Origin of the sequence: Microbacterium sp. (assembly GCF_036823965.1) — a bacterium.
GTDB lineage: Bacteria > Actinomycetota > Actinomycetes > Actinomycetales > Microbacteriaceae > Microbacterium.
On the sequence record NZ_DAITBE010000012.1, the window covers coordinates 1 to 19,761 of the forward strand.

Here is a 19,761-nt window from a genome sequence, read left to right on the forward strand (position 1 = left end):
GCTACCGCGTGGCCGCGTTCGACACCGCCACCGGAGCGCTCATCACCTCCTGGGCCCCAGAGGCCAACGGCCGCATCGACGGCATCGCCGTGACCGATTCGGCCGTGTACCTCGCCGGAGAGTTCACGACGATCAACGGCACGCAGCGCACCAAGGTGGCGGCGGTCACCCCGTCGACCGGCGCGCTCACGCCGTTCGCCGCCGATGTGCAGGGCGGCTACGGCGCGAAGGCCGTCGTCGTGTCCCCTGACCAGTCCAAGGTCGTCATCGCCGGATCGTTCACCTCGGTCAACGGCTCGACCAACCCGGGGCGTGGGATCACCGCGCTGAACGCGAGCACCGGCGCCCTGATGCCCTGGGCGATGAACAGCACCATCCGCAACGGCGACGTCAAAGCCGTGATCTTCTCCCTGTCTTCCGACGGCGAGAGCCTCTACGGGACGGGGACCGCGTACCAGACTCACCCCGCGGGCGTCCTCGAGGGCTCGTTCCGCGCGAACTGGAGCGACGGCAGCCTGCAATGGATCGAGGACTGCGGCGGCGACACCTACGACATAGCGCCCGCCGGTGACGCGATCTACGTCGTCGGTCACCCGTACGACTGCACCTCGGTCGGGGGATTCCCGTACACCGGGCCGTTCAAGAACTCGCTCGCATTCTCCAAGACACCGACCGCGAAGCGCACCTTCGGCGGCACCGCCGCGGCGCCGTCGCTGCTGCACTGGTTCCCGGATTGGACACCCGGCACCTACACGGGTCAGTCGCAGGGCCCATGGCAGATCACCGCTGCAGGCGACTACCTGCTCGTGGGCGGCGAGTTCCTGAAGGTGAACGGCACGGCCCAGCAGGGCATCGTCCGGTTCGGGAAGAAGAACGTCGCACCGAACACGCAGGGACCGCAGGTGCAGGGCGGCGCATGGACCTTGACTGCGGCGCCCTCCAGAGAGGGGAACGTCCTCTCCTGGAACGCGAACTCCGACCGCGACAACCAGAGCCTGCACTACCAGGTCTTCCGTCAGGACAAGGGCATGACGACGCCCCTGTACGAGACCGACCAGTTGTCGAGCTTCTGGAGCAAGCCGGCGATGTCATACCGCGACGCGACGGCAGTGCCGGGAACCACCTACAACTATCGGATCAAGGTCATCGACGCCTTCGGCAACAGCACGCAGGGCGATTGGACGCCCGTCAGGACCGACCCGAACGGCATCGCACCGAACCAGGCGCCGACGTCGGCATTCACACCGACGCTCAGCGGCCTGTCGGTGACCGTCGACGGATCCGCCTCCAGGGACCATGACGGCACGATCCAGTCGTACGCGTGGACGTTCGGGGACGGCGGCACCGCCACCGGCGCGAAGGCATCGCGCACCTACGCCACCGCTGGCACCTATCCGATCACGCTCACCGTGACGGACGACCGCGGTGCCACGACATCGATCACGACGCAGGTCACGGTCTCAGCCGCACCGGCCGCGGGGCCCGTGGTCTCCGATGCCTTCGCCCGCACGGTTCCGGCCGGTGGGTGGGGTTCGGCAGACGTCGGCGGCGCCTGGACGCTCTCTGGCGGTTCCGCTGCGTTCTCCGTCGCAGGCGGCAAGGGCAGCGTGGCGCTCGCACCGTCGTCCACGCGCTCTGCCCGACTGGGCCTCACGACGACGGACGCGGCGATCCGCGTCTCGGTGGCGGCGGATAAGGTCGCGACGGGAGGCGCAGCCACCGCGACCGTCATCGCCCGTCAGGTCGGCGCGAGCACCTACTCCGCCCGCCTTCGGTTCGAGGTGGGCGGCGGCGTGCGGCTGTACCTCCTGCGCGATGAGGTCGCCCTCGGGTCGTACCTGATGCCCGGCGTCACCTACACACCGGGGACTGCGCTGAACCTGGCACTGTCCGTCACCGGCACCGCGCCGACCACCCTCGCCGCCAAGGTCTGGAAGGCCTCCGATGCGGAACCCGTCACCTGGCAGGTCACCGCGACCGACACGACGCCCGCACTGCAGGCGGCCGGGACGATCAGCCTCATGAACACCGTGTCGTCGGCGTCGACCCTCCCGACGACCGTCTTCACCTGGGATGACCTCACCGTCGTCAAGCCCTGACGGATCGGCGAGGAGCGCGGCGGCAGTCGTGGTGGCCGCGCTCAGATCCGGTCGTCCGCAGCCAGGATGTCGACCTGCCATGGACGACTGTCCGGATCGTCGCGGTCATGGGCGTCGACGGCTTCGGTCATCACGTCTTCGATGCGCTCCATCAGCGCGTCGAACTCCGCGCCGGTGAGGCGCACGGAGCGCTGGGAGAAGGTCGCATGGACCTCGGCCGTGCGACCGCTGATGTACTCGGGCGTCCAGGCGACGACGCGGCGCAGCAGTTCCTGATGCTCCTCCGCGATGGCACTGACCATCACGCCGCTGAGCACCTCATCGGTGACGGGACTCTCCGGTCCGCCGAGGCTCAGCGCCTGCCGTCTGGCGACCCACACCCGGTCGCGGCGGTCGCGCGCACGCTCTGGCGCCTCGTCGATCAGTCCGGCATCCGCGAGCACCCGCAGGTGGAAGCTGACGCTGTTCGCGGCCACCCCGAGCTCCTCGGCGATGTCGGCGGCGCGCAGGTGCTCGCGCCGGCGGAACAGCTGGAGGATCTCGCGCCGCAACGGGTGCGTGTACGCCTTGAGCATCGCCGTCGTCATCCAGACCGGATCGGGCCGCTTCTGCTCCTCGCTCATCCCCCGAGTGTATCCGCACCAGAAGTTGCGCAATAAGACTTGCGCAACTTCTCTTGCGCATCTACGCTCGACCCATGAGCACCGGACCTGTGACGACCGCGACCGCGCCCCACCGCCTGTGGCGCAACACCCGCTATGTGACCTGGCTCGTGAGCGACACGAGCAAGGGCCTGGCTGCCGCGCTGTTCGCGTTCGCCGTCCCGCTGCTCGCACTGATCCTGACGAACGACCCTGCCCAGGCAGGGATCATCGGCGGCGCCGGCATGGTCGCCAGGCTGCTCACGACGCTGGTCGGCGGCATCCTCGCCGATCGGCATCCGCGCATCACCCTGATGCTGATCGGATCCGTCGCCGGTGTCACGCTGGCCGGTGTGTTCACCGCGCTCGCACTCTCCGCAACCCTGACGTTCCCCATCCTGCTGCTGCTCAACATCCTGCTCGCGGCACGCAGCGGACTGTTCGACGTGGCCGGCGAGAGCGCCATCAAGGAGATCGTCCCCGAAGACGCCATGGGCCGCGCGCAGGCCGCGAACCAGGGCAGGGATGCCGCGCTGCAGCTCGCCGGCGGACCGCTCGGCGGTCTGCTGCTCGGCGTCGGCGGCTGGCTGGTCGGCGTCGTGATGACCCTCTGTCACGTGGTCGCCGCGGTCACCGCCTGGTTGCTCGGGCGCGGCGCCGATCCGGCCACCGCCCCCGCGACCACCGCATCCACCGCGATCGCCGCACCCACAGTCACAGCCAGGCCGAACGCCTGGCGGGAGATGCGCGAAGGGTTCGCGTGGCTCCTCTCGCGACCCGACCTCGGCGGCGTGCTGCTCATCATCACGATCATCAACCTCGGCTTCAACTCCGCGATCATCACCGTGATCTACTCCCTGCAGCAGGACGGCTACTCGGAGCTGCTGATCGGCACCGTCTCGGCTGCAGCCGGAGTGGCGATGCTGATCGGCGCGTTCGTGGCGCCGCTGCTCGTCCCCCGTGTCGGCGCCGGCGTCCTGGCGATCGTCGGGCTCGCCGCGGCCGCCGCCGGAGCCGCCGCACTCTCGATGGTGACGGTGCCCTGGGCGATCGCGGTGGTGCTGGGCGCCGCAGTCCTGCTGCTGCCAGCGCTCAACGCGGGGATGATGGGCTACTTCATGGTCGCGACGCCGACGCAGCTGCTCGGTCGCGCCAACAGCGCAGCCGGGGTGCTCGGCATGGGGGCGATGCCGCTCGCACCACTGATCGCCGGGTTCGGGCTGACCCTCGTCGGGCGCGAGGGCACGATCCTCGCGTGTGCCGGGCTCTGCCTGCTCGCGGCCGTGCTCGCGGTCGGCAATCGGGCACTGCGCGGACTCCCGGTCGAATCACGGTGGGCCGAGCACGCGAAGCAGTACGAGGTGCGGTGACAGGACCCCGCGCGAGTTAGAGCGCGCCGGTGAGCGCCGCGATGCCGGCCAGCAGCGAGACCAGCGCGAGCACCAGTGCGATGCCGATCAGCACGGCGTGCACCTTCAGGAACGTCGTGGCCTTGCCGTTCGCGTCCTTGGCACGCGGATCCTTCGCGACGCGCTTGTAGAACTGGGGCCAGACGACGGCGTTGAAGACGGCGTTGAGGAACAGCACGATGGCGAGAGGGATCACCCCTCCACGGTATCGGCTGCGGCGGCGGCATCCGTCCGTCCGTTCTTGGACCCGGACATGTATCAGAAACCTCTTGCCGTGCTCCTGGTGGATGTGATCACAATGGGCTTCATGATCGACGGTGCACCCGGCACCGCTCTCGATCCTGCATCGGATGACGGTCCTGCGCGTTGGCTGCGGGCCGCCGATCTCTTCGACGCATGGCGCGAGGGCGATGGTCGCGCGATGGACGAGCTGGTACGGCTGATGACTCCCGTGCTGTGGCACGTCGTGCGCGCCTACGGTCTCGAGCGGACACTCGCCGAGGACGTCGTGCAGACGACCTGGCTCCGACTCGTCCGCGGACGCGGCTCCATCGCCGATGCGCGTGCGGTCTCGGCCTGGCTGACCACGACCGCGCGGCGCGAGGCCTGGCGGGTCGGCAAGGCGAACGGTCGTGTCGACACGACCGAGTCCGACGACCTGGACGTCCTGCTGCCTGAGCAGCCGTCAGCCGAGGAGCACGCCGCGCTCGGCGAGGAGCGGCGTCGACTCTGGCTGGCGGTGCGACGTCTGGCCGAGCGGTGCCAGCGGCTGCTGCGCGTGATCGCCTTCGAGGATCGCCCCGACTATGCGCGTCTCGCCCAGGACCTCGCGATGCCGGTCGGCAGCATCGGACCGACCAGGGCGCGCTGCCTCGCGAAGCTCCGGGAGATGCTCGATGCGCCTCCGGGTCCTCGGCTGGAGGGACGGACATGAGCGACAAGGATGACGCCGCGATGTTCGCGAGCCTTCGGTCGCTCTGGCGCGATGTCGATCCGATGCCGGCAGACCTGATCGACCGCATGGTCGCGGCGGTCGCGGCCGACGGGCTGAATCGCGAATACGCCCTGCTCACGCTGGTCGAGGGCCAGGTCGGGGCGGTCAGGGGAGACGCGGATGCGCTGACGCTGCAGTTCAGCGACGGCAGTACCAGCATCCTGCTGCACGTGACGACCACGGCATCCGGTCGCCGCCGCGTCGACGGGTGGGTCGACACGGCCGCGGCCGAGATCGTGCTGACGCAGGGCGAGCGGGAGCGGACGACCGCGCCGGCCGAGACCGGCCGTTTCGCGTTCGACGATGTGCCACCGGGACTGACGAAGGTGCGTCTGACGACCACGGTCGGCGACGAGCAGCGCACCCTGTCGACGCCGCTGTTCGAGCTGTAGCGGACCCGCCCAGCGGTCCGCACCGGAGAGGATGATCCATGGAGCAACCCAGAGGCTGGAGCTGGCAGGACCGCGCGGAAGGATCGATCCGCCGCGGTTCGGCGCTCGATCCGAGCACGGAACCGGTCGACGGCATCCGCGCCTATCCGACCGCGTACCTGCCGCAGCGCCTGCTGATCGTCCGCGACGAGAAGGATCTCGAGGCGTACGACCAGGAGATCCGCACGCTTCGCGATGCCGCCGACACCTTCGGCTGGCAGCTCGAAGTCGATGACCCCGAGCAGGCGGCGCGCGAGCTGGTGCCCGGCGTGCCCGGATTCCTGCGTGCACGACTCACGACGCCGGACGAACCGGTGCGCGGCGAGTCGCCGGTCGCTCCGGATGCGTGGCGCGTGCTGCAGCGGGCGCGGCGGATGTCGCGGTCGACGATGCCGCGGACGGGCCTCGAGCACGTGCTGTCGATCGACCCGGTCGGACTCAACCCGTTCAGCCGCACCAACCCGTTCAGCCGGACCAATCCCTTCAGCCGCACCAACCCGGTGCGTGGCGAGGGCGCAGGCGGCAGCGACGACTATCTCGAGCCTGGGCGCGGCGCACGGCAGCCGGTCACCTGGATCGGGCCGGCCCCGCGGCGCAGTCCCGCACCGAAGCGAGGTCGCCGCCCGGTGGTCGCGGTGCTCGACACGGGCTGCGGCGTGCACGACTGGTTGCCCGACGACATCGTGACGAGACACGTGACCATCGACGGCGTGCCGGTCGGGCTGACCGACGACGCCGATCCGGAGCGCTACCCCGACCTGTACGGGCAGCTCGACGGCGAGATCGATGCGGTCGCAGGGCATGGCACGTTCATCGCCGGCATCATCAGGCAGACCGCGCCGGACGCCGACATCCTCTCGGTGCGGGTCGCCGGCGCCCTCGGCGTGATCGACGAGGGCACGCTGCTCGGCACGATCGCGCAGGTCGTCGAGCTGCTGCGCCGCTATCGCGAGGACCCGAAGACGGGGCATCCGATCGACGTGCTGAACCTGTCGCTCGGGTACTACCACGAGACCCCGGTCGACGGGCTCTTCAGCCGCACCCTCCACGCGCTGCTCGCGAAGGCGCGAGAACTCGGCTGCGTGGTGGTGTGCTCGGCGGGCAACGATGCGATCGATCGGCCCTCGTTCCCGGCTTCCCTGTGGCCATGGCCCGGGTCCGACAACGGCATCGCGCCGGACGGCGGCGCACCGCATGTCTCGGTCGGCGCCCTGAACCCGTCGTCGCGCTCGGTCGCCCTGTTCTCGAACGTCGGACCGTGGGTGCAGGTCTACGCCCCAGGGGCTGCGATCGTCAGCACCTCGCCCGCCTTCGTCGGCGGCGCGCAGGCCACGACCAGGGCCGACATCGACGGACTCCGCCGCGAGACGATCGACCCGGACGACTACCGCGGCGGCTTCTCGGTCTGGAGCGGCACCTCGTTCGCGGCGCCGTACGTCGCAGGGCGCATCGCGGCGCAGCTCGGCAGCGTCGCGGTCGCCGGAGTCGGAGCGGATGCCGCGGCCGATGCCGTGAGGGCAGTGCTGGAGGGGCTGCCGGCGCCCGTCGAGTAACGGGGCGGCGCGGCATCCGTCGAGTACTGGGCTGCGCTGGATCCATCGGTCTGGTGGGTCGCTCCGGTTCATCCTGCATGGAGATGTGCGGGATGCAGGGAGGATTCGAGGAATCCTCCCTGCGGGACGGGTTTCTCCCTGCAGAACGAACGCACGGGACGACGGATGCCGCAGATCGGCGAGCGCAGCACTTCCGCACGAGTGCGGGGCACGGCATTCTGGGAGGATGCCCCTGTCCGCGAGCGAGCTGCACCGGCGCGGCGTCGAGGCGGCCAACGCACGACGATTCGCGGCTGCGCGGCGTGCGCTCGACACGGCATCCGATCGGACGGACGACCCCGACCTTCGGGCACGCATCGACGGGACCATGGCGTACGTGCTCGCGCAGACCGGACGTCCGACCGAAGCGGAGGCGCTGTGCCGCGGGGCACTCGACCGGCCGGGGCTGAGCACGGAGACCACATCGGTGCTCAACGGGCAGCTGGGCACGCTGCTGATGCACGCCGGGCGGCTGGCCGAGGCCGAGACGGCGCTGACGCAGGCGATCGATGCGATCGGCGAGGAGAGCACCGAGCTCGCGAATCTCCTGATGAACCGTTCGATCGTGCGGATGCAGCAGCACGACCTCGACGCGGGCGTCACCGATCTGCAGCGCGCCGTCGCGGTGTACGAGGCGACGGGCGACGCGGAGCCCCTCGCCGAAGCGCGGCACAACCTCGGCTATGCCGCACTGCTCGGCGGCGACCTGGTCACGGCGCTGGCTCTGATGACCCGATCACGGCCGACGCTCGCCGCGGTCAGCGACCTCGCCGCGGCGATCAGCGACCTCGACCGGGCCGAGGTGCTGCGCGACGCCGGGCTCACCACCGAGGCCGAGGCACTGCTGGCGCAGGTCGCGGTGCAGTTCGGCGCGCAGCGGATGCGACAGGCGCGCGGCGAGGCCGAGTTCCACCTCGCGCGGTCGCTGCTGCGCCACGATGCTCCAGCGGCTGAACGGGTCGCGCGCACGGCCGCCCGCCGGTTCGCCGCACTGGGCAGTGCGGGATGGTCGGCACGCGCCGAGGCGGTGCGGCTCGAGGCCAGAGCACGCGCGAGACCCGAGGCCACGCCGAACCTCGACGAGATCACGCTGGCGGCGTCCGCGCTCGACCAGGGCGGATTCCGCACCGAGGCGACAGCGCTGCGACTGACCGCGCTGCGCACGAGCCAGGGACGGATGCCGCGGATCGCCGACGACGCACCGGCTCCCCTCCGACTGCGCGCCCACGAGGTGCGGGCAGCGCGCGCGGCATCCGCCGGCCGGACCGGCGCCGCGCTCCAGGCCGCGGCATCCGGGCTCGACCTGCTCACGGCCTGGCAGCAGTCGTTCGGCGCCCTCGACCTGCAGGCCTCGCTCGCGATGCACGGCACCGACCTCGTGTTCGCGGGGCTCAGCGCCGCCGCTCGCAGCCGGGATGCTGCCACGCTGTTCGCCTGGTCCGAGCGGGCGAGGCATCTCAGCCAACAGGTGGCGCCGCTGCGTCCTCCGCACGATGCGGAGCTCGCGGCGGACCTGGCCGAGCTGCGGATGCTTCGTGCCGACCTCGCCGGCCACGACTGGACGACCGACGCCCGCGTGCGGGTCCTGCGCGACCGGGTGCGCGAGCGGCAGTGGTCATCGACCGGTACCGGCGGCACGCGGGGCCGTCTCGACCTCGCCGCCGCGATGTCGCAGCTCGACGAGCAGACCGCGGTGCTGTCGTACGTCTACACGGGGTCGGCCCTGCACGGCGTCGTGGTGACGGCATCCGGCGCCGAGATCGTAGACCTCGGCTGGCCCGGCGTGCAGGCCGCGCTCGATGGACTCCGCGCCGATCTCGACATGGCCGCGCTCACCCGCGGCGGGCTGATGTCGACCGTGATCGACCGTTCGCTCGACGCGCGACTGCAGCTGCTCGACGCCGAGCTGCTGGCACCGGCTCGCGCGTGCGCAGGCGCGGCGCGGCGCTTGGTGGTCACGGTGCCGGGGATCCTCGCCGGCGTGCCGTGGGCGATGCTGCCCGGAATGCACGGCACGCCGTTCACGCTCGCGACCTCGGTCTCGCGCTGGGTCGACGACCCGCCGCCGTCGCGGCGGAGCACCGCCACATCGACGACACCGCAGCAGGTCGGCTTCGCCGCAGGACCACGAGTGCCGCGTGCCGACGAGGAGATCCAGCGGGCGGCTGAGGCGTGGAGCGGGTCGACCACCGCGCCACGACTGCTCGACGGCGAACGCGCCACGGTGTCGGCGGTGACCGCGGTGGCGAGCGATGTCGACCTGCTGCACATCGCCGCGCACGGACGTCATGCCGTCGACAACCCCCTGTTCTCGGGATTCGAGCTCGCCGACGGCACCCTGTTCGGCTACGACGTCGACCTGATCCCCCGCACCCCGAGCACGGTGATCCTGTCGGCGTGCGAGCTCGGACGCTCCTCGGTGCGGTGGGGCGAAGAGGCACTGGGGATGACGCGGGTGTGGCTGCACGCCGGCACGAGCTGCGTGATCGCGGCCCCCGTCGTGGTCGCCGACGACGTCGCGTGCGAGCTGCTCGGCGCGGTGCACGACGAACTCGCAGCCGGCGCCGCACCGGCAGAGGCGCTGGCTGCGGCGTCCGTCACCACCGGTCATCGCGCGCCGTTCCAGAGTCACGGCAGCGGATTCTGAACTTTTTCTCCATTCGGTGTATCAGTGGACCTGGTCGCCGCTCCTGATGTTCGGAAGGTGCTGATGCGAAGGGCTTCGGAGGTTTCGAGGCGCGAGGGAGGCGCAGTCGACTGGGGAATCCGCGATCTGGGGAACGCGGGCAGACAACAACACCGACTTCGGAGGGTGGCCGCGGACCGCGGCACTCCGCAGGGCTTCGACGTTATCGGGGGCGTCGGGGCCCTGCGGAGCATCCGTCCGAATCGGACGGATGACGGCGATCAGTCGGCGATCAGGACCTCGTGGCCGGCCGCTCGCAGCGCCGCGATGGCCTCGGCATCCGCCCCGGCATCCGTCAGCACGGTCGGAAAGAGGTCGACACCGCCGACCGCCGCGAAGGCCGCGACACCCAGCTTGCTGCTGTCCGTCACGACCACCGCGCGGCGCGCGCGTTCCGCCATCATGCGGTTCACGGCCGCCTCGCGCTCATCGTGGGTGCTGGCGCCGGAGAGCGCGTCCATGCCGTTCACGCCGATGAAGGCGATGTCCAGGCGCACGCCGCGCAGCAGCTGCTCGACGAATGGGCCGACGAGCTCATAGCTGCGGGAGTGGATCACGCCACCGGTCACGACGACCTTGATCTCAGGGCGGGTGGCGAGCTGGGCGGCGATGTTGACCGCGTTCGTCACGACCGTGATGCCGGCACCTGCCGCCAGATCGTCGCGGGCGGCGAGGGCGGCGGCGATCGCCGTGGTCGTCGTGCCGCCGGAGAGTCCGACCACCATGCCAGGAGCGACGAGGGCGGCAGCGGCCTGGGCGATGCTCTCCTTCTGCTCGGTTCGGAGGTGGCTCTTGTACCGGATCGGCAACTCGTATGCGACGGTCTGCGCGACCGCGCCACCGTGCGTCCTGGTGAGCAGTCGCTGCTCGGCGAGCGTGTCGAGGTCGCGGCGGGTGGTCGCCGGAGACGCCCCGAACCGGGCGACGAGGTCGTCGACCGTGACCTCACCGCCATCGGCGAGGAGGTCAAGGATGGCGTTGAGCCGCGACGCGCGCTTCATCCCGCCACCGTATCGCTCCCGGCAGAGGCGAACAGACGCAGCAGCCGGGCCGCCTCCGCGGCGAGCGCATCGCGCGCGGGAGTGAGGTACTTGCGCGAGTCGACCAGCGTCTCATCGGCGGCGAGCGTCTCGCGGATCGCCCTGGTGAAGAACCCGTTCAGATGCGTCGAGACGTTGATCTTCGTCATGCCGGCACGCACGGCCGCGGCGATCACGTCGTCGGCGACTCCGGACGAACCGTGCAGCACGAGCGGCACCGGGAGCGCCTCGCGCAGCCGGGCGATCAGTTCCAGATCGAGCGAGGCCGTGCGATCGGTCATGGCGTGCGAGGAGCCGACGGCCACCGCGAGCGCATCCACCCCGCTCGCCTCGACGAATGCGCGGGCCTCATCCGGGTCGGTCCGCACCCCTGGGGCGTGCGCGCCGTCCTTGCCGCCGACCTCGCCGAGCTCGCCCTCGATGAAGACGCCGGCCACCCGAGCGCGCGCCGCGACCTCGGCCGTCAAAGCCACGTTCTCGTCATAGGGCAGGGCGCCGCCGTCGAACATCACCGAGCCGAAACCGAGCGCGATCGCCTCATCGACGAGCTCTGGTCGCTCGGCGTGGTCGAGGTGCACGGCGACCGGCGTCTGCGCGCGCCTGGCCACTGCCAGCGTCGCGAGCGCGATCGGCTCGAGGCCACCGTGGTAGTCGGCGCAGTTCTGCGAGATCTGCAGGATCACCGGCAGCCCGGCGAGCTCCGAGGCCCGGACGAGCCCCTCGGCGGTCTCGAGGTGGATCACATTGAAGGCGCCGATGCCCGTGCCGGCCGCAACAGCGGTCGAGACGAGGTCGCGGGCGGAGACGAGGGTCACGCAGGGTCCTTCCGGAAGGCGGCTGGGTCGGGTCGCGAGACGAGCAGTCGCTGCTCGAGCTCGGTCCAGGTGGGGGAGATGTCGCCGGCGAGCGGCATGAGCACCGCTGCCGCGGACCAGGCCGTGGCTCGGCGGAGGATCGTCTCGGGGTCGCGCTGCCCCTGCGCGAACAGGTGGGCGCAGGCGGCGACCGCGGCATCGCCGGCACCGGTCGGGTTGCCGGCAAGGGGCACGTCGAGTCGCGCATGCAGGAGATCGGACGCCGTGACCGCCAGCATCCCCTCGGCACCGAGCGAGAGCAGCACGAGTCCGGCGCCGCGCGCGATGAGCGAGCGCGCAGCCTCGATCGGATCGCCGATGCCGGTGGCCTCGACGAGCTCGGCGCCGTTCGGCTTGAGCACCGAGGCTCCGGCCTCGGCGGCGAGCAGCAGCGCTGGGCCCGAGGTGTCGACGATGACGGATGCTCCGGCGTCCCGCCCGACCCCGATGAGCACCGAGAGGAGCGCTGCGGGTGCCCCCGGCGGGAGGCTGCCGGAGAGCACGAGCACGTCTGCGCTCGGCACCGCATCGACGACCACGGCGACCATCTCGCCCCACTCCGCGTCGCTCGGGTTGACCCCGCGCTCGTTCACGATCGTGGTGTCGCCGAGCTCGGCGTCGACGATCGCGATGCTGCGACGCGTCGCCCCTGCGACGGGTACGAACGAATGCGGCACACCGCTCGCGAGCAGCTCCTCGGCGAACTCCTCGCCGGTGCGGCCGCCGACCGTGGTGATGGCCCTGACAGCGGCGCCCTGCGCGTGCGCGACCCTGGCCACGTTGAGGCCCTTGCCGCCGGCGCGCGCGGCTCCGGCATCCGATCGATGCGTGCCGCCGACGGTGAGCCGGTCGACGTGCCAGGTGAGGTCGAGCGCCGGATTCGGCGTGACGGTGAGGATCATGTGAGCTCCCTGGCGCGCAGCGCGGCACCCATCAGCCCGGCGTTGCCCGAGAGCTCGGCCGGCACAAGCACCGGGAGGCGATGGAAGCTCAGGCGGGCGGCGAGCCGGGTGCGCAGCTCATCGAACAGTGCGTCGCCCGCGCGCGAGAGCCCGCCGCCGATCACGACGGCCTCCGGTGCGAAGACGGCGGTGAGCTGCGCGAGCGAGAGGGTGAGCGCGTCGAGCGCGGAGTTCCAGATGTCGGATGCCGCGGCATCCCCCGCCGCCGCCCTGGCGATCACGTCTCGGGCGCCGTCCGGGGTGATCCCGGTGGCGTCGCGGTAGCGGCGGGCGATCGCGCCGGCCGAGGCGACGGCTTCGAGGCATCCGCGAGCGCCGCACGGACAGATCGGCCCCTCGGCCACCGGCGAATGGCCGATCTCACCCGCATATCCGCCGGCGGTGTACGGCTCACCGCCGACCAGGAGGGCACCGGCGATCCCGGTGCCGATCACGAGCACCACGGAGTTCTCGTAGGCGCGTGCGCCGCCCAGACGATGCTCGGCCCAGCTGGCCGCTCGCACATCGTGGTCGAACGCCACCGGCAGGCCAAGGCGTGCGCTCGCGAGGTCGCGGAGCGGCGAGTCGTGCCACCCGAGGTTGCTCGCGAACACACCGAGTCCGGCATCCGCATCGACGATCCCCGGCACCACGAGACCAGCGGCCAGCGGCTGCACCTCCGGGTGCTCGGCGCGCAGCTCGGCCGCGAGCAGTCCGAGCTGCTCGATCACGGCGTCGGTCCTGTCGCCATCGACCTGCGGCGTGGGCGATCGGCGCAGCCCGAGCACGCGGCCATCGGCGTCGAACAGCCCCGACTTGATGTCGGTGCCGCCCACGTCGAAGGCGAGCACCGGAGCTCCGGCGCCGATCGAGCGCACGGATGCGTGCACTCGCGGCGAGGAGTCGGTCGCACCCGTCACGTCATCAGGCCTGGTCATCAGCGGTCCCGGTGGTGTGTTCGGTCATGCATCCAGGATGACGGACCGCGTGAGGTTGCGGGGCTGGTCGGGGTCGAGCCCGCGGGCGACGGCACGCTCCAGGGCGACCCGGTGCAGGCGCACGAGGTCTGCCAGCGGATCGATCGGATGCTGCACGAACCGGGCACCCGTCGCCTCGACCTGCGCGGCCAGCCCCTCAGGAGCTTCGCCGAACTGCCAGGTCACGCGACCGGGCGCGGCGATCGCGAGCGGACCGTGACGGTACTCCATCGACGGGTACGACTCGGTCCACGACTGCGAGGACTCGCGCATCTTGAGCGCTGCCTCGTGGGCGAGCCCGACCGTCCAGCCGCGTCCGAGGAACGTGTACTGCTCGGCATCCCGCAGCTCGTCGTCGACGTCGGCTTCGAGCACCGCGGCGGCATCGGCGATCGCGCCGCCGAGGTCTTCGCCGAGAGATGCGCGGAACAGCGCGAGCGCGGTCGTCGCGAAGCGGGTCTGCACGACAGACTGCTCATCGGCGAAGGGCAGCAGCACCGCCTCGTCGACGAGCGAGACCAGGGGCGACTCCGGATCACCGATCACGCCGATCGTCGGAACGCGGCCCTTGATGCGGTCGACGAGTTCGAGCACCTCGGTGGTGGTGCCGGAGCGGGTCAGCGCGACGACGGCGTCGTAGCCGCGATCGACGAAGGACTCGGATGCCGCGAAGGCATCCGTCTCGCCCTGACCGGCTGTCTCCCGCAGCGCCGCGTAGGACTGCGCCATGAACCATGAGGTGCCGCAGCCGACGACCGCGACGCGGGCACCGGAGGCGGGCAGCAGGGCCTGCGCATCGCGGAGATCGGCTGCCGCCGCCCAGGTCTCGGGCTGCGAGGTGAGTTCTGCGCGCATGTGCGCTCCGGGCTGCGGTTCGGTCATCGTGACGCCTTTCGAATCAATCTTTGCGCTTTTGTGATTGTTTGAAGCTTGTTTCGATCATAGTATGACGCTTACGAAGATTCACTCAAGGAACTTCTTGATTTGTATATGAGCCTGACAAATAATCAGTACGGTTCCACCACGCACCGTCGCGTGAACTGCTTTGCGACTGTGCACCCGCGCCCTCCCCTCCCCGAACGACGAGCCAGCTCCTCACCGAGTGACACCCGCCGGACGGATCGGCAACACCACACAGTGAGGAATGCAACACCCATGAAGAAGTCACTGCGATTCGGAGCGGCGGTCGCTCTTGCGGCCACCGCCACGCTCACACTCGCCTCGTGCGGATTCGGCGGCTCGTCCGGCGACAGCGGCGGCGACGCCGGAGGTTCGACCACGATCGACCTCCTGGTCCCGAGCTACTCGGACGGCACCAAGGCCAACTGGGAGACCGTGATCACGGGGTTCGAGAAGGCCAACCCCGACATCGACGTCAAGCTCGAGGTGCAGTCCTGGGACAACCTCGAGAAGGTCGTCTCCACGAAGATCCAGGCCGGCGAGGCACCGGACATCTACAACGGCGGACCGTTCGCCGGTTTCGTGGGCGACGAGCTCCTCTACCCGGTGAAGGATGTCGTCTCGGATGACACCTTCTCGGACTTCCAGGAGTCGTTCCTCAAGAACGCCGAGGTCGACGGCACCGCGTACGCGCTGCCGCTGATCGCTTCGGCTCGCGCCCTGTTCGTCAACAACGCGCTGCTCGAGCAGGCCGGCGTCGAGGCGCCGACCGACTGGGACTCGCTGCTGGACGCCGCGACCAAGGTCGGAGCACTCGGTGGCGGTGTGGCCGGATACGGCATGCCGCTCGGATCCGAAGAGGCACAGGCAGAGGCAGCCGTGTGGCTCTGGGGCGGCGGCGGATCGTTCGGCGACGCGTCGGAGATCACGATCGACACCCCGGAGAACCTCGTCGGCGCCGAGCAGATCAAGAAGATGATCGACGCCGGTGCGACGCAGGCCGACCCGGGCTCCACGCAGCGCTCTCCGCTGATGGACATCTTCATCCAGGGCAAGATCGGCATGCAGGTCGGCCTCCCGCCGACAGTGGGCCAGATCGCAGAGGGCAACCCCGACCTGGACTACTCCATCGTCCCGATCCCGACCAAGGACGGCTCGCCGTTCACCCTCGGCGTCATGGACCAGCTGATGGCGTTCCAGAACGACGACGACAAGAAGGAAGCGATCACCAAGTTCTTCGACTACTACTACTCGGCAGACGTCTACGTGCCGTGGGTGCAGGCCGAGGGCTTCCTCCCCGTCACGAAGTCGGGTTCCGAGGCGCTGGCCGGGGATGAGGCGCTCAAGCCCTTCCTCGACGTGCTGCCGGATGCACAGTTCTACCCGTCGACGAACGCCAGCTGGTCGGCTGCCGACGGCGCGTTCAAGTCGCTATTCGGTCAGCTCCAGTCGCAGCCGGCGGCTGACGTGCTGAAGCAGATCCAGGCACAGGTCGACGCGGGCTGACGCCCGCCGACCGGGAAGGTTCGAGAACATCATGAGCCAGACGACAGAGTCCTCGAACCCCGCGGGGGCGGCCACCGGCCGCCCCCGCACCCCGAGCGGTGAAGGTCCGGCGCGCGGCAAGCCCACCGGCGCGCGCGCCAGAGATCTCCTGCAGGCACTCCCGTGGATCGGTCCTGCCGTCCTGCTGATCTTCGGGGTCGTCCTCTTCCCCGCCGGCGTGATGTTCTTCAACTCCACCCGCGACATCTCCCTCTCCGGGCTCGACAAGGGGTCGGTCGGGTTCGACAACTTCGCGACCGTGTTCGCGTTCGCGGAGTTCTGGCCGATCCTGGGCCGCACGGTCATCTGGGTCGTGTCCGTCGTGCTGTTCACGGTCGTGATCTCGCTGGGGCTCGCGCAGATCCTGAACAAGGCGTTCCCCGGACGGCAGATCGTCCGCATGGCCGTCATCATCCCGTGGGCGGCATCCGTCGTGATGACCACGATGGTGTTCTACTACAGCCTCGAGCCGTACTTCGGGGTGTTCAACAAGTTCCTCTACGACATCGGTCTCTCCGATGACTCAGTCGGCTACGGGTGGACGAAGAACCCCGCCACCGCATTCGCGTGGTCGATCGTGATCGCCGTGTTCGTGTCGCTCCCGTTCACGACCTACACGATCCTCGCCGGCCTGCAGTCCGTCCCCGCCGACGCGATCGAGGCCGCGAAGATGGACGGCGCCGGCCCCACCCGCACCTACTGGTCGATCATCCTGCCGCAGCTGCGCAGCGCTCTCGCGGTCGCGATCCTGATCAACATCATCAATGTGTTCAACTCGCTGCCGATCCTGAAGGTGATGACCGGGTCGATCCCCGGCTACGGCGCCGACACGATCATGACCCTGATCTTCAAATACATCGAGCTGCAGAAGAAGGTCGACGTCGCCAGCGCACTCTCCGTCGTCGCGTTCCTGATCGTGATCCTGATCGTCGCGGCCTACGTGAAGATCGTCAAGCCCATGAAGGAGGTCTGATCATGACCGTGACCGAGACCGAGCTCGTGACCACCACCGGTCGTGGCGGACACGCCCTGCCCCCGATCCCCGGCCGCAAGCGCCGCTACACCGAAGACCAGGTCACCCTGCCCCGGGTCATCCTGCGCACCGCCGCCGGCTTCCTCGTCCTCGCGATCTTCGTGCTGCCGTACCTGATCATGTTCTTCGGGTCCGTGAAGACCAAGCCGCAGATCCGCTCCGTCGACCCCACGTACCTCCCCACCGAGTGGCACTGGGAGAACTACATCACCATGTGGTCGACCCCCGAGACGCCCCTCCCCTACAACCTGATCTCGACGATCGTCATCGCGGTCTTCGCGACCCTGCTGGTGCTCGCCGTCTCGCTCCCCGCCGCGTATTACACGGCACGGTTCAAGTTCCCCGGCCGCATGGTGTTCCTGTTCCTCGTGATCGTCACCCAGATGCTGCAGCCGGCCGTGCTCACGTCAGGTCTGTTCCGCCAGTTCACCACCCTCGGCCTCGGCGACACGTGGGTCGCGATGATCTTCATCAACGCCGCCTTCAACCTGTCGTTCGCCGTCTGGATCATGCACTCCTTCTTCGCCGGCATCCCCAAGGAGATCGACGAAGCAGCCCAGATCGACGGCGCCGGACGCTTCACCGTCCTCTTCAAGATCAACCTGCCACTGGTCTGGCCGGGCATCGTCACCGCGATCGTCTTCACCTTCGTCGCCTGCTGGAACGAGTTCGCAGCATCGCTGGTGATCCTGTCGACCGACAAGAACCAGCCGTTGTCCGTCGCGCTGACGAAGTTCGTCGGTCAGTACGAGACGAGCTGGCAGTACGTCTTCGGCGTCTCGATCGTCGCGATCCTCCCCGTGGTCATCCTGTTCATGCTCATCGAGAAGCGCCTCGTCGGCGGCCTCACCGCCGGCAGCGTCAAGTAAGCCGACGGCACGGCGGATGCCGGTGCGCAGTCGGACGAGCGGCGCACCGACGAGCGCCTCAGCGTGACCGGTAGCGGTCGCGGAGGACGCGCTGCATCCACCGGTTCGAGGACTCGGGGTCACGGAGCGGCCGTCGCGACCCCGGCTCGCTCGGCGCGTAGTCGATGGGACCGAACTCCGCGAGGAAGGTGACCGGGCGACCCTCGGACCGCAGTCGATGCACGATGCGATCCCACCATCGCAGGTGCTGCTCGACGACCTCGCACCATTCCGCGGCTTCCGGGTCGTTCACCTGCGGTCCTTGCGGATGACCGATGCGCGCGTGCACGTGGTCGGACCGCGCGATCGCGAGTTCGATCGCGTCCGACTGATCCTCGAGCATCGACTCCGCCACCACCAGCCAGTGCGAGACGTCGAACGTCACCCGGAGGTCGGGATGACGTTCGAGGATGCGTCGTGCCGCATGCGCGGCGTACAGCATCCGGGATCGGTGCAGCTCGACGAGGATGTCCAGCCCCGTGGTCGAGCGGCTCTCCACGATCCGCTCGGCGAGCCGGTCATGGTCGGCGTCGCTCCAGTGGTCCCTGCCCGCGTGCAACGTGACATGCAGCGGGGTGCATCCACTCCGTGAGACGTCGTGGAGCTGCCGCTCGATCTCGGCGATATGGGTCGCCGGGTCGGGATGCGCGCTGCCGACGAGGAGCGACAGCGCAGCACCGGTGCTCGCGACGACACCACCCAGTCGACGCTGCAGCTCCGGATCGCGGGGCCACCAGACCTCCACCCCGTCGTACCCCTGCTCGACGGCGCGGGCGACGAGGTCGCCGACTGGAGCAGCGGCGACCCAGTCCGTCATGAGCACCAGCGGTGCATCGGTCCTCACAGCCTGTCATCCGTCAGCGTGGGCATCCGGCGCTGCTCGCGACGGAACAGGCTCGGCGAGCTTCCCCGACGTTGCGTGAACTGCCGCGAGAAGTACGACGGGTCGTCGAAGCCGACCTGCTGCGCGATCACGCTCACCTCGAGATCGGTCTCGACGAGCAAGGACTGGGCTCGCGCGAGCCGGGACTCGATCAGCAGCTGCAGCGGCGTCAGGCCGGTGGCGGCCAACGTGGCGGAGCGCAGCTGGGGAACGCCCATCCCCAGCTCGTGCGCGCGGGTCTCCATCGACACCTGCCGGGTCGCACCGCGGGTGAACGCGTCGATGAGGTCAGGGGCCGCATCGCGCATGGTCGAGGTCGCGAGCGCGACGATCCAGGCGTAACTCACCGCCGCCGCCCTGAGCGAGCCGATCGAGCCGCTGTCGGCCAGATCCTCCCGGAGATGCGCGAACGTCGTCGTCAGCGTCTCGGGCGTCCGATCGAGCGGAACCACTGGGACCGTGCGCCGCCACGCGCCGAGCTCGTCGAGCGCGCGGGTCGCGACGCCGGAGAACAGGATCCAGTGCTCAGTCCACCCCGACCGATGCGGCCCGTACCCGTGCGCCACACCGGGGAACAGCCACAGCAGCGCGGGCGCCTCGACCCTGATGTCCCCCGTCAGCGGACTCGAGTACCAGCCGGTGCCCTCGCTGATCACGACGACGGCGTGGGAGCGCAGCTGTCGCCCGCGGAATCCTTCGTGGGTGCCGCCGTACTCGCCGGCTCCCACGCAGGCGATCGTGACGTCCGTGAGCGCGCGGGCCGGGTTCGCGTAGATCGCCCAGTTCTCCATGATCGTCCAAGTGTGGCTCGCAGGCCCCGAAAATACA

The 19,761-nt window shown here is 69.9% G+C and carries 18 protein-coding genes; 9 read left to right on the top strand and 9 right to left on the bottom strand.

The genetic code is table 11. From position 1 onward, the window contains the following. A partial coding sequence (locus V7Z82_RS16340; RefSeq protein ID WP_334152743.1) for a PKD domain-containing protein occupies positions 1–2,099 on the top strand: 2,099 nt, incomplete at its 5' end. A gap of 41 nt (positions 2,100–2,140) precedes the next feature. Here the strand turns inward: V7Z82_RS16340 and V7Z82_RS16345 are convergent. After that, positions 2,141–2,722 carry a helix-turn-helix domain-containing protein gene (locus V7Z82_RS16345; protein ID WP_334152745.1) on the bottom strand — a complete coding sequence of 194 codons (582 nt, stop codon included), beginning with the start codon at positions 2,720–2,722 and terminating at the stop codon, positions 2,141–2,143. A 74-nt stretch (positions 2,723–2,796) separates the two neighbouring features. Here V7Z82_RS16345 and V7Z82_RS16350 point away from each other — a divergent pair, with 74 nt between their 5' ends. Further along, positions 2,797–4,110 (top strand): MFS transporter, encoded by a 1,314-nt coding sequence (locus V7Z82_RS16350; RefSeq protein WP_334152746.1) that lies wholly within the window; start codon positions 2,797–2,799, stop codon positions 4,108–4,110. Between the two features lie 16 nt (positions 4,111–4,126). Here V7Z82_RS16350 and V7Z82_RS16355 read toward each other — a convergent pair whose 3' ends face one another. Then, on the bottom strand, positions 4,127–4,345 hold the full coding sequence (locus V7Z82_RS16355) for an SCO4848 family membrane protein (RefSeq protein WP_334152747.1): 219 nt from the start codon (positions 4,343–4,345) through the stop codon (positions 4,127–4,129). A 111-nt stretch (positions 4,346–4,456) separates the two neighbouring features. On the opposite strand from V7Z82_RS16355, the gene V7Z82_RS16360 reads away from it, so the two are divergent. From V7Z82_RS16360 to V7Z82_RS16375, 4 genes are all read left to right on the top strand, one after another. Further along, entirely contained in the window at positions 4,457–5,083 is a 627-nt protein-coding gene (locus V7Z82_RS16360; RefSeq protein ID WP_334152748.1) for an RNA polymerase sigma factor, read from the top strand. Beyond that, complete coding sequence (locus V7Z82_RS16365) at positions 5,080–5,535, top strand: hypothetical protein (RefSeq protein ID WP_334152750.1); 456 nt, start codon at positions 5,080–5,082, stop codon at positions 5,533–5,535. The genes V7Z82_RS16360 and V7Z82_RS16365 overlap by 4 nt, the downstream gene beginning before the upstream one ends. Positions 5,536–5,573: 38 nt before the next feature. After that, positions 5,574–7,127 (top strand): S8 family peptidase, encoded by a 1,554-nt coding sequence (locus V7Z82_RS16370; protein ID WP_334152751.1) that lies wholly within the window; start codon positions 5,574–5,576, stop codon positions 7,125–7,127. 226 nt (positions 7,128–7,353) lie between these two features. Beyond that, a complete protein-coding gene (locus tag V7Z82_RS16375; protein ID WP_334152752.1) occupies positions 7,354–9,813 on the top strand; it encodes a CHAT domain-containing protein in 2,460 nt (819 codons plus the stop codon). A gap of 260 nt (positions 9,814–10,073) precedes the next feature. On the opposite strand, the gene V7Z82_RS16380 is transcribed toward V7Z82_RS16375, so the two are convergent. The 5 genes from V7Z82_RS16380 to V7Z82_RS16400 are packed head-to-tail and all read right to left on the bottom strand — an operon-like array spanning position 10,074 to position 14,546. Further along, positions 10,074–10,853 carry a DeoR/GlpR family DNA-binding transcription regulator gene (locus tag V7Z82_RS16380; protein WP_334152753.1) on the bottom strand — a complete coding sequence of 260 codons (780 nt, stop codon included), beginning with the start codon at positions 10,851–10,853 and terminating at the stop codon, positions 10,074–10,076. Further along, positions 10,850–11,707: a class II fructose-bisphosphate aldolase gene (locus V7Z82_RS16385; protein ID WP_334152756.1), complete on the bottom strand. Its 858-nt coding sequence runs from the start codon at positions 11,705–11,707 to the stop codon at positions 10,850–10,852. Before V7Z82_RS16385 ends, V7Z82_RS16380 begins: the two co-directional genes overlap by 4 nt. After that, positions 11,704–12,648, bottom strand: coding sequence for a 1-phosphofructokinase family hexose kinase (locus V7Z82_RS16390; protein ID WP_334152757.1), 945 nt, complete (start codon positions 12,646–12,648; stop codon positions 11,704–11,706). The genes V7Z82_RS16385 and V7Z82_RS16390 overlap by 4 nt, the downstream gene beginning before the upstream one ends. Continuing rightward, positions 12,645–13,625 (bottom strand): ROK family protein, encoded by a 981-nt coding sequence (locus V7Z82_RS16395; protein WP_334152758.1) that lies wholly within the window; start codon positions 13,623–13,625, stop codon positions 12,645–12,647. The genes V7Z82_RS16390 and V7Z82_RS16395 overlap by 4 nt, the downstream gene beginning before the upstream one ends. A 24-nt stretch (positions 13,626–13,649) precedes the next feature. Then, on the bottom strand, positions 13,650–14,546 hold the full coding sequence (locus V7Z82_RS16400) for an SIS domain-containing protein (protein WP_334152760.1): 897 nt from the start codon (positions 14,544–14,546) through the stop codon (positions 13,650–13,652). 273 nt (positions 14,547–14,819) lie between these two features. Here V7Z82_RS16400 and V7Z82_RS16405 point away from each other — a divergent pair, with 273 nt between their 5' ends. The 3 genes from V7Z82_RS16405 to V7Z82_RS16415 are packed head-to-tail and all read left to right on the top strand — an operon-like array spanning position 14,820 to position 18,011. Beyond that, a complete protein-coding gene (locus tag V7Z82_RS16405) occupies positions 14,820–16,070 on the top strand; it encodes an extracellular solute-binding protein (protein ID WP_334152761.1) in 1,251 nt (416 codons plus the stop codon). A gap of 31 nt (positions 16,071–16,101) precedes the next feature. Next, a complete protein-coding gene (locus V7Z82_RS16410; protein ID WP_334152763.1) occupies positions 16,102–17,082 on the top strand; it encodes a carbohydrate ABC transporter permease in 981 nt (326 codons plus the stop codon). 2 nt (positions 17,083–17,084) lie between these two features. Next, positions 17,085–18,011 (top strand): carbohydrate ABC transporter permease, encoded by a 927-nt coding sequence (locus V7Z82_RS16415; RefSeq protein WP_334152765.1) that lies wholly within the window; start codon positions 17,085–17,087, stop codon positions 18,009–18,011. Between the two features lie 58 nt (positions 18,012–18,069). Here V7Z82_RS16415 and V7Z82_RS16420 read toward each other — a convergent pair whose 3' ends face one another. Continuing rightward, positions 18,070–18,894, bottom strand: a complete 825-nt coding sequence (locus V7Z82_RS16420; RefSeq protein WP_334152766.1) for a sugar phosphate isomerase/epimerase family protein — start codon at positions 18,892–18,894, stop codon at positions 18,070–18,072. Further along, positions 18,891–19,724: a helix-turn-helix transcriptional regulator gene (locus V7Z82_RS16425; protein WP_334152767.1), complete on the bottom strand. Its 834-nt coding sequence runs from the start codon at positions 19,722–19,724 to the stop codon at positions 18,891–18,893. The genes V7Z82_RS16420 and V7Z82_RS16425 overlap by 4 nt, the downstream gene beginning before the upstream one ends. Positions 19,725–19,761: the final 37 nt, after the last annotated feature.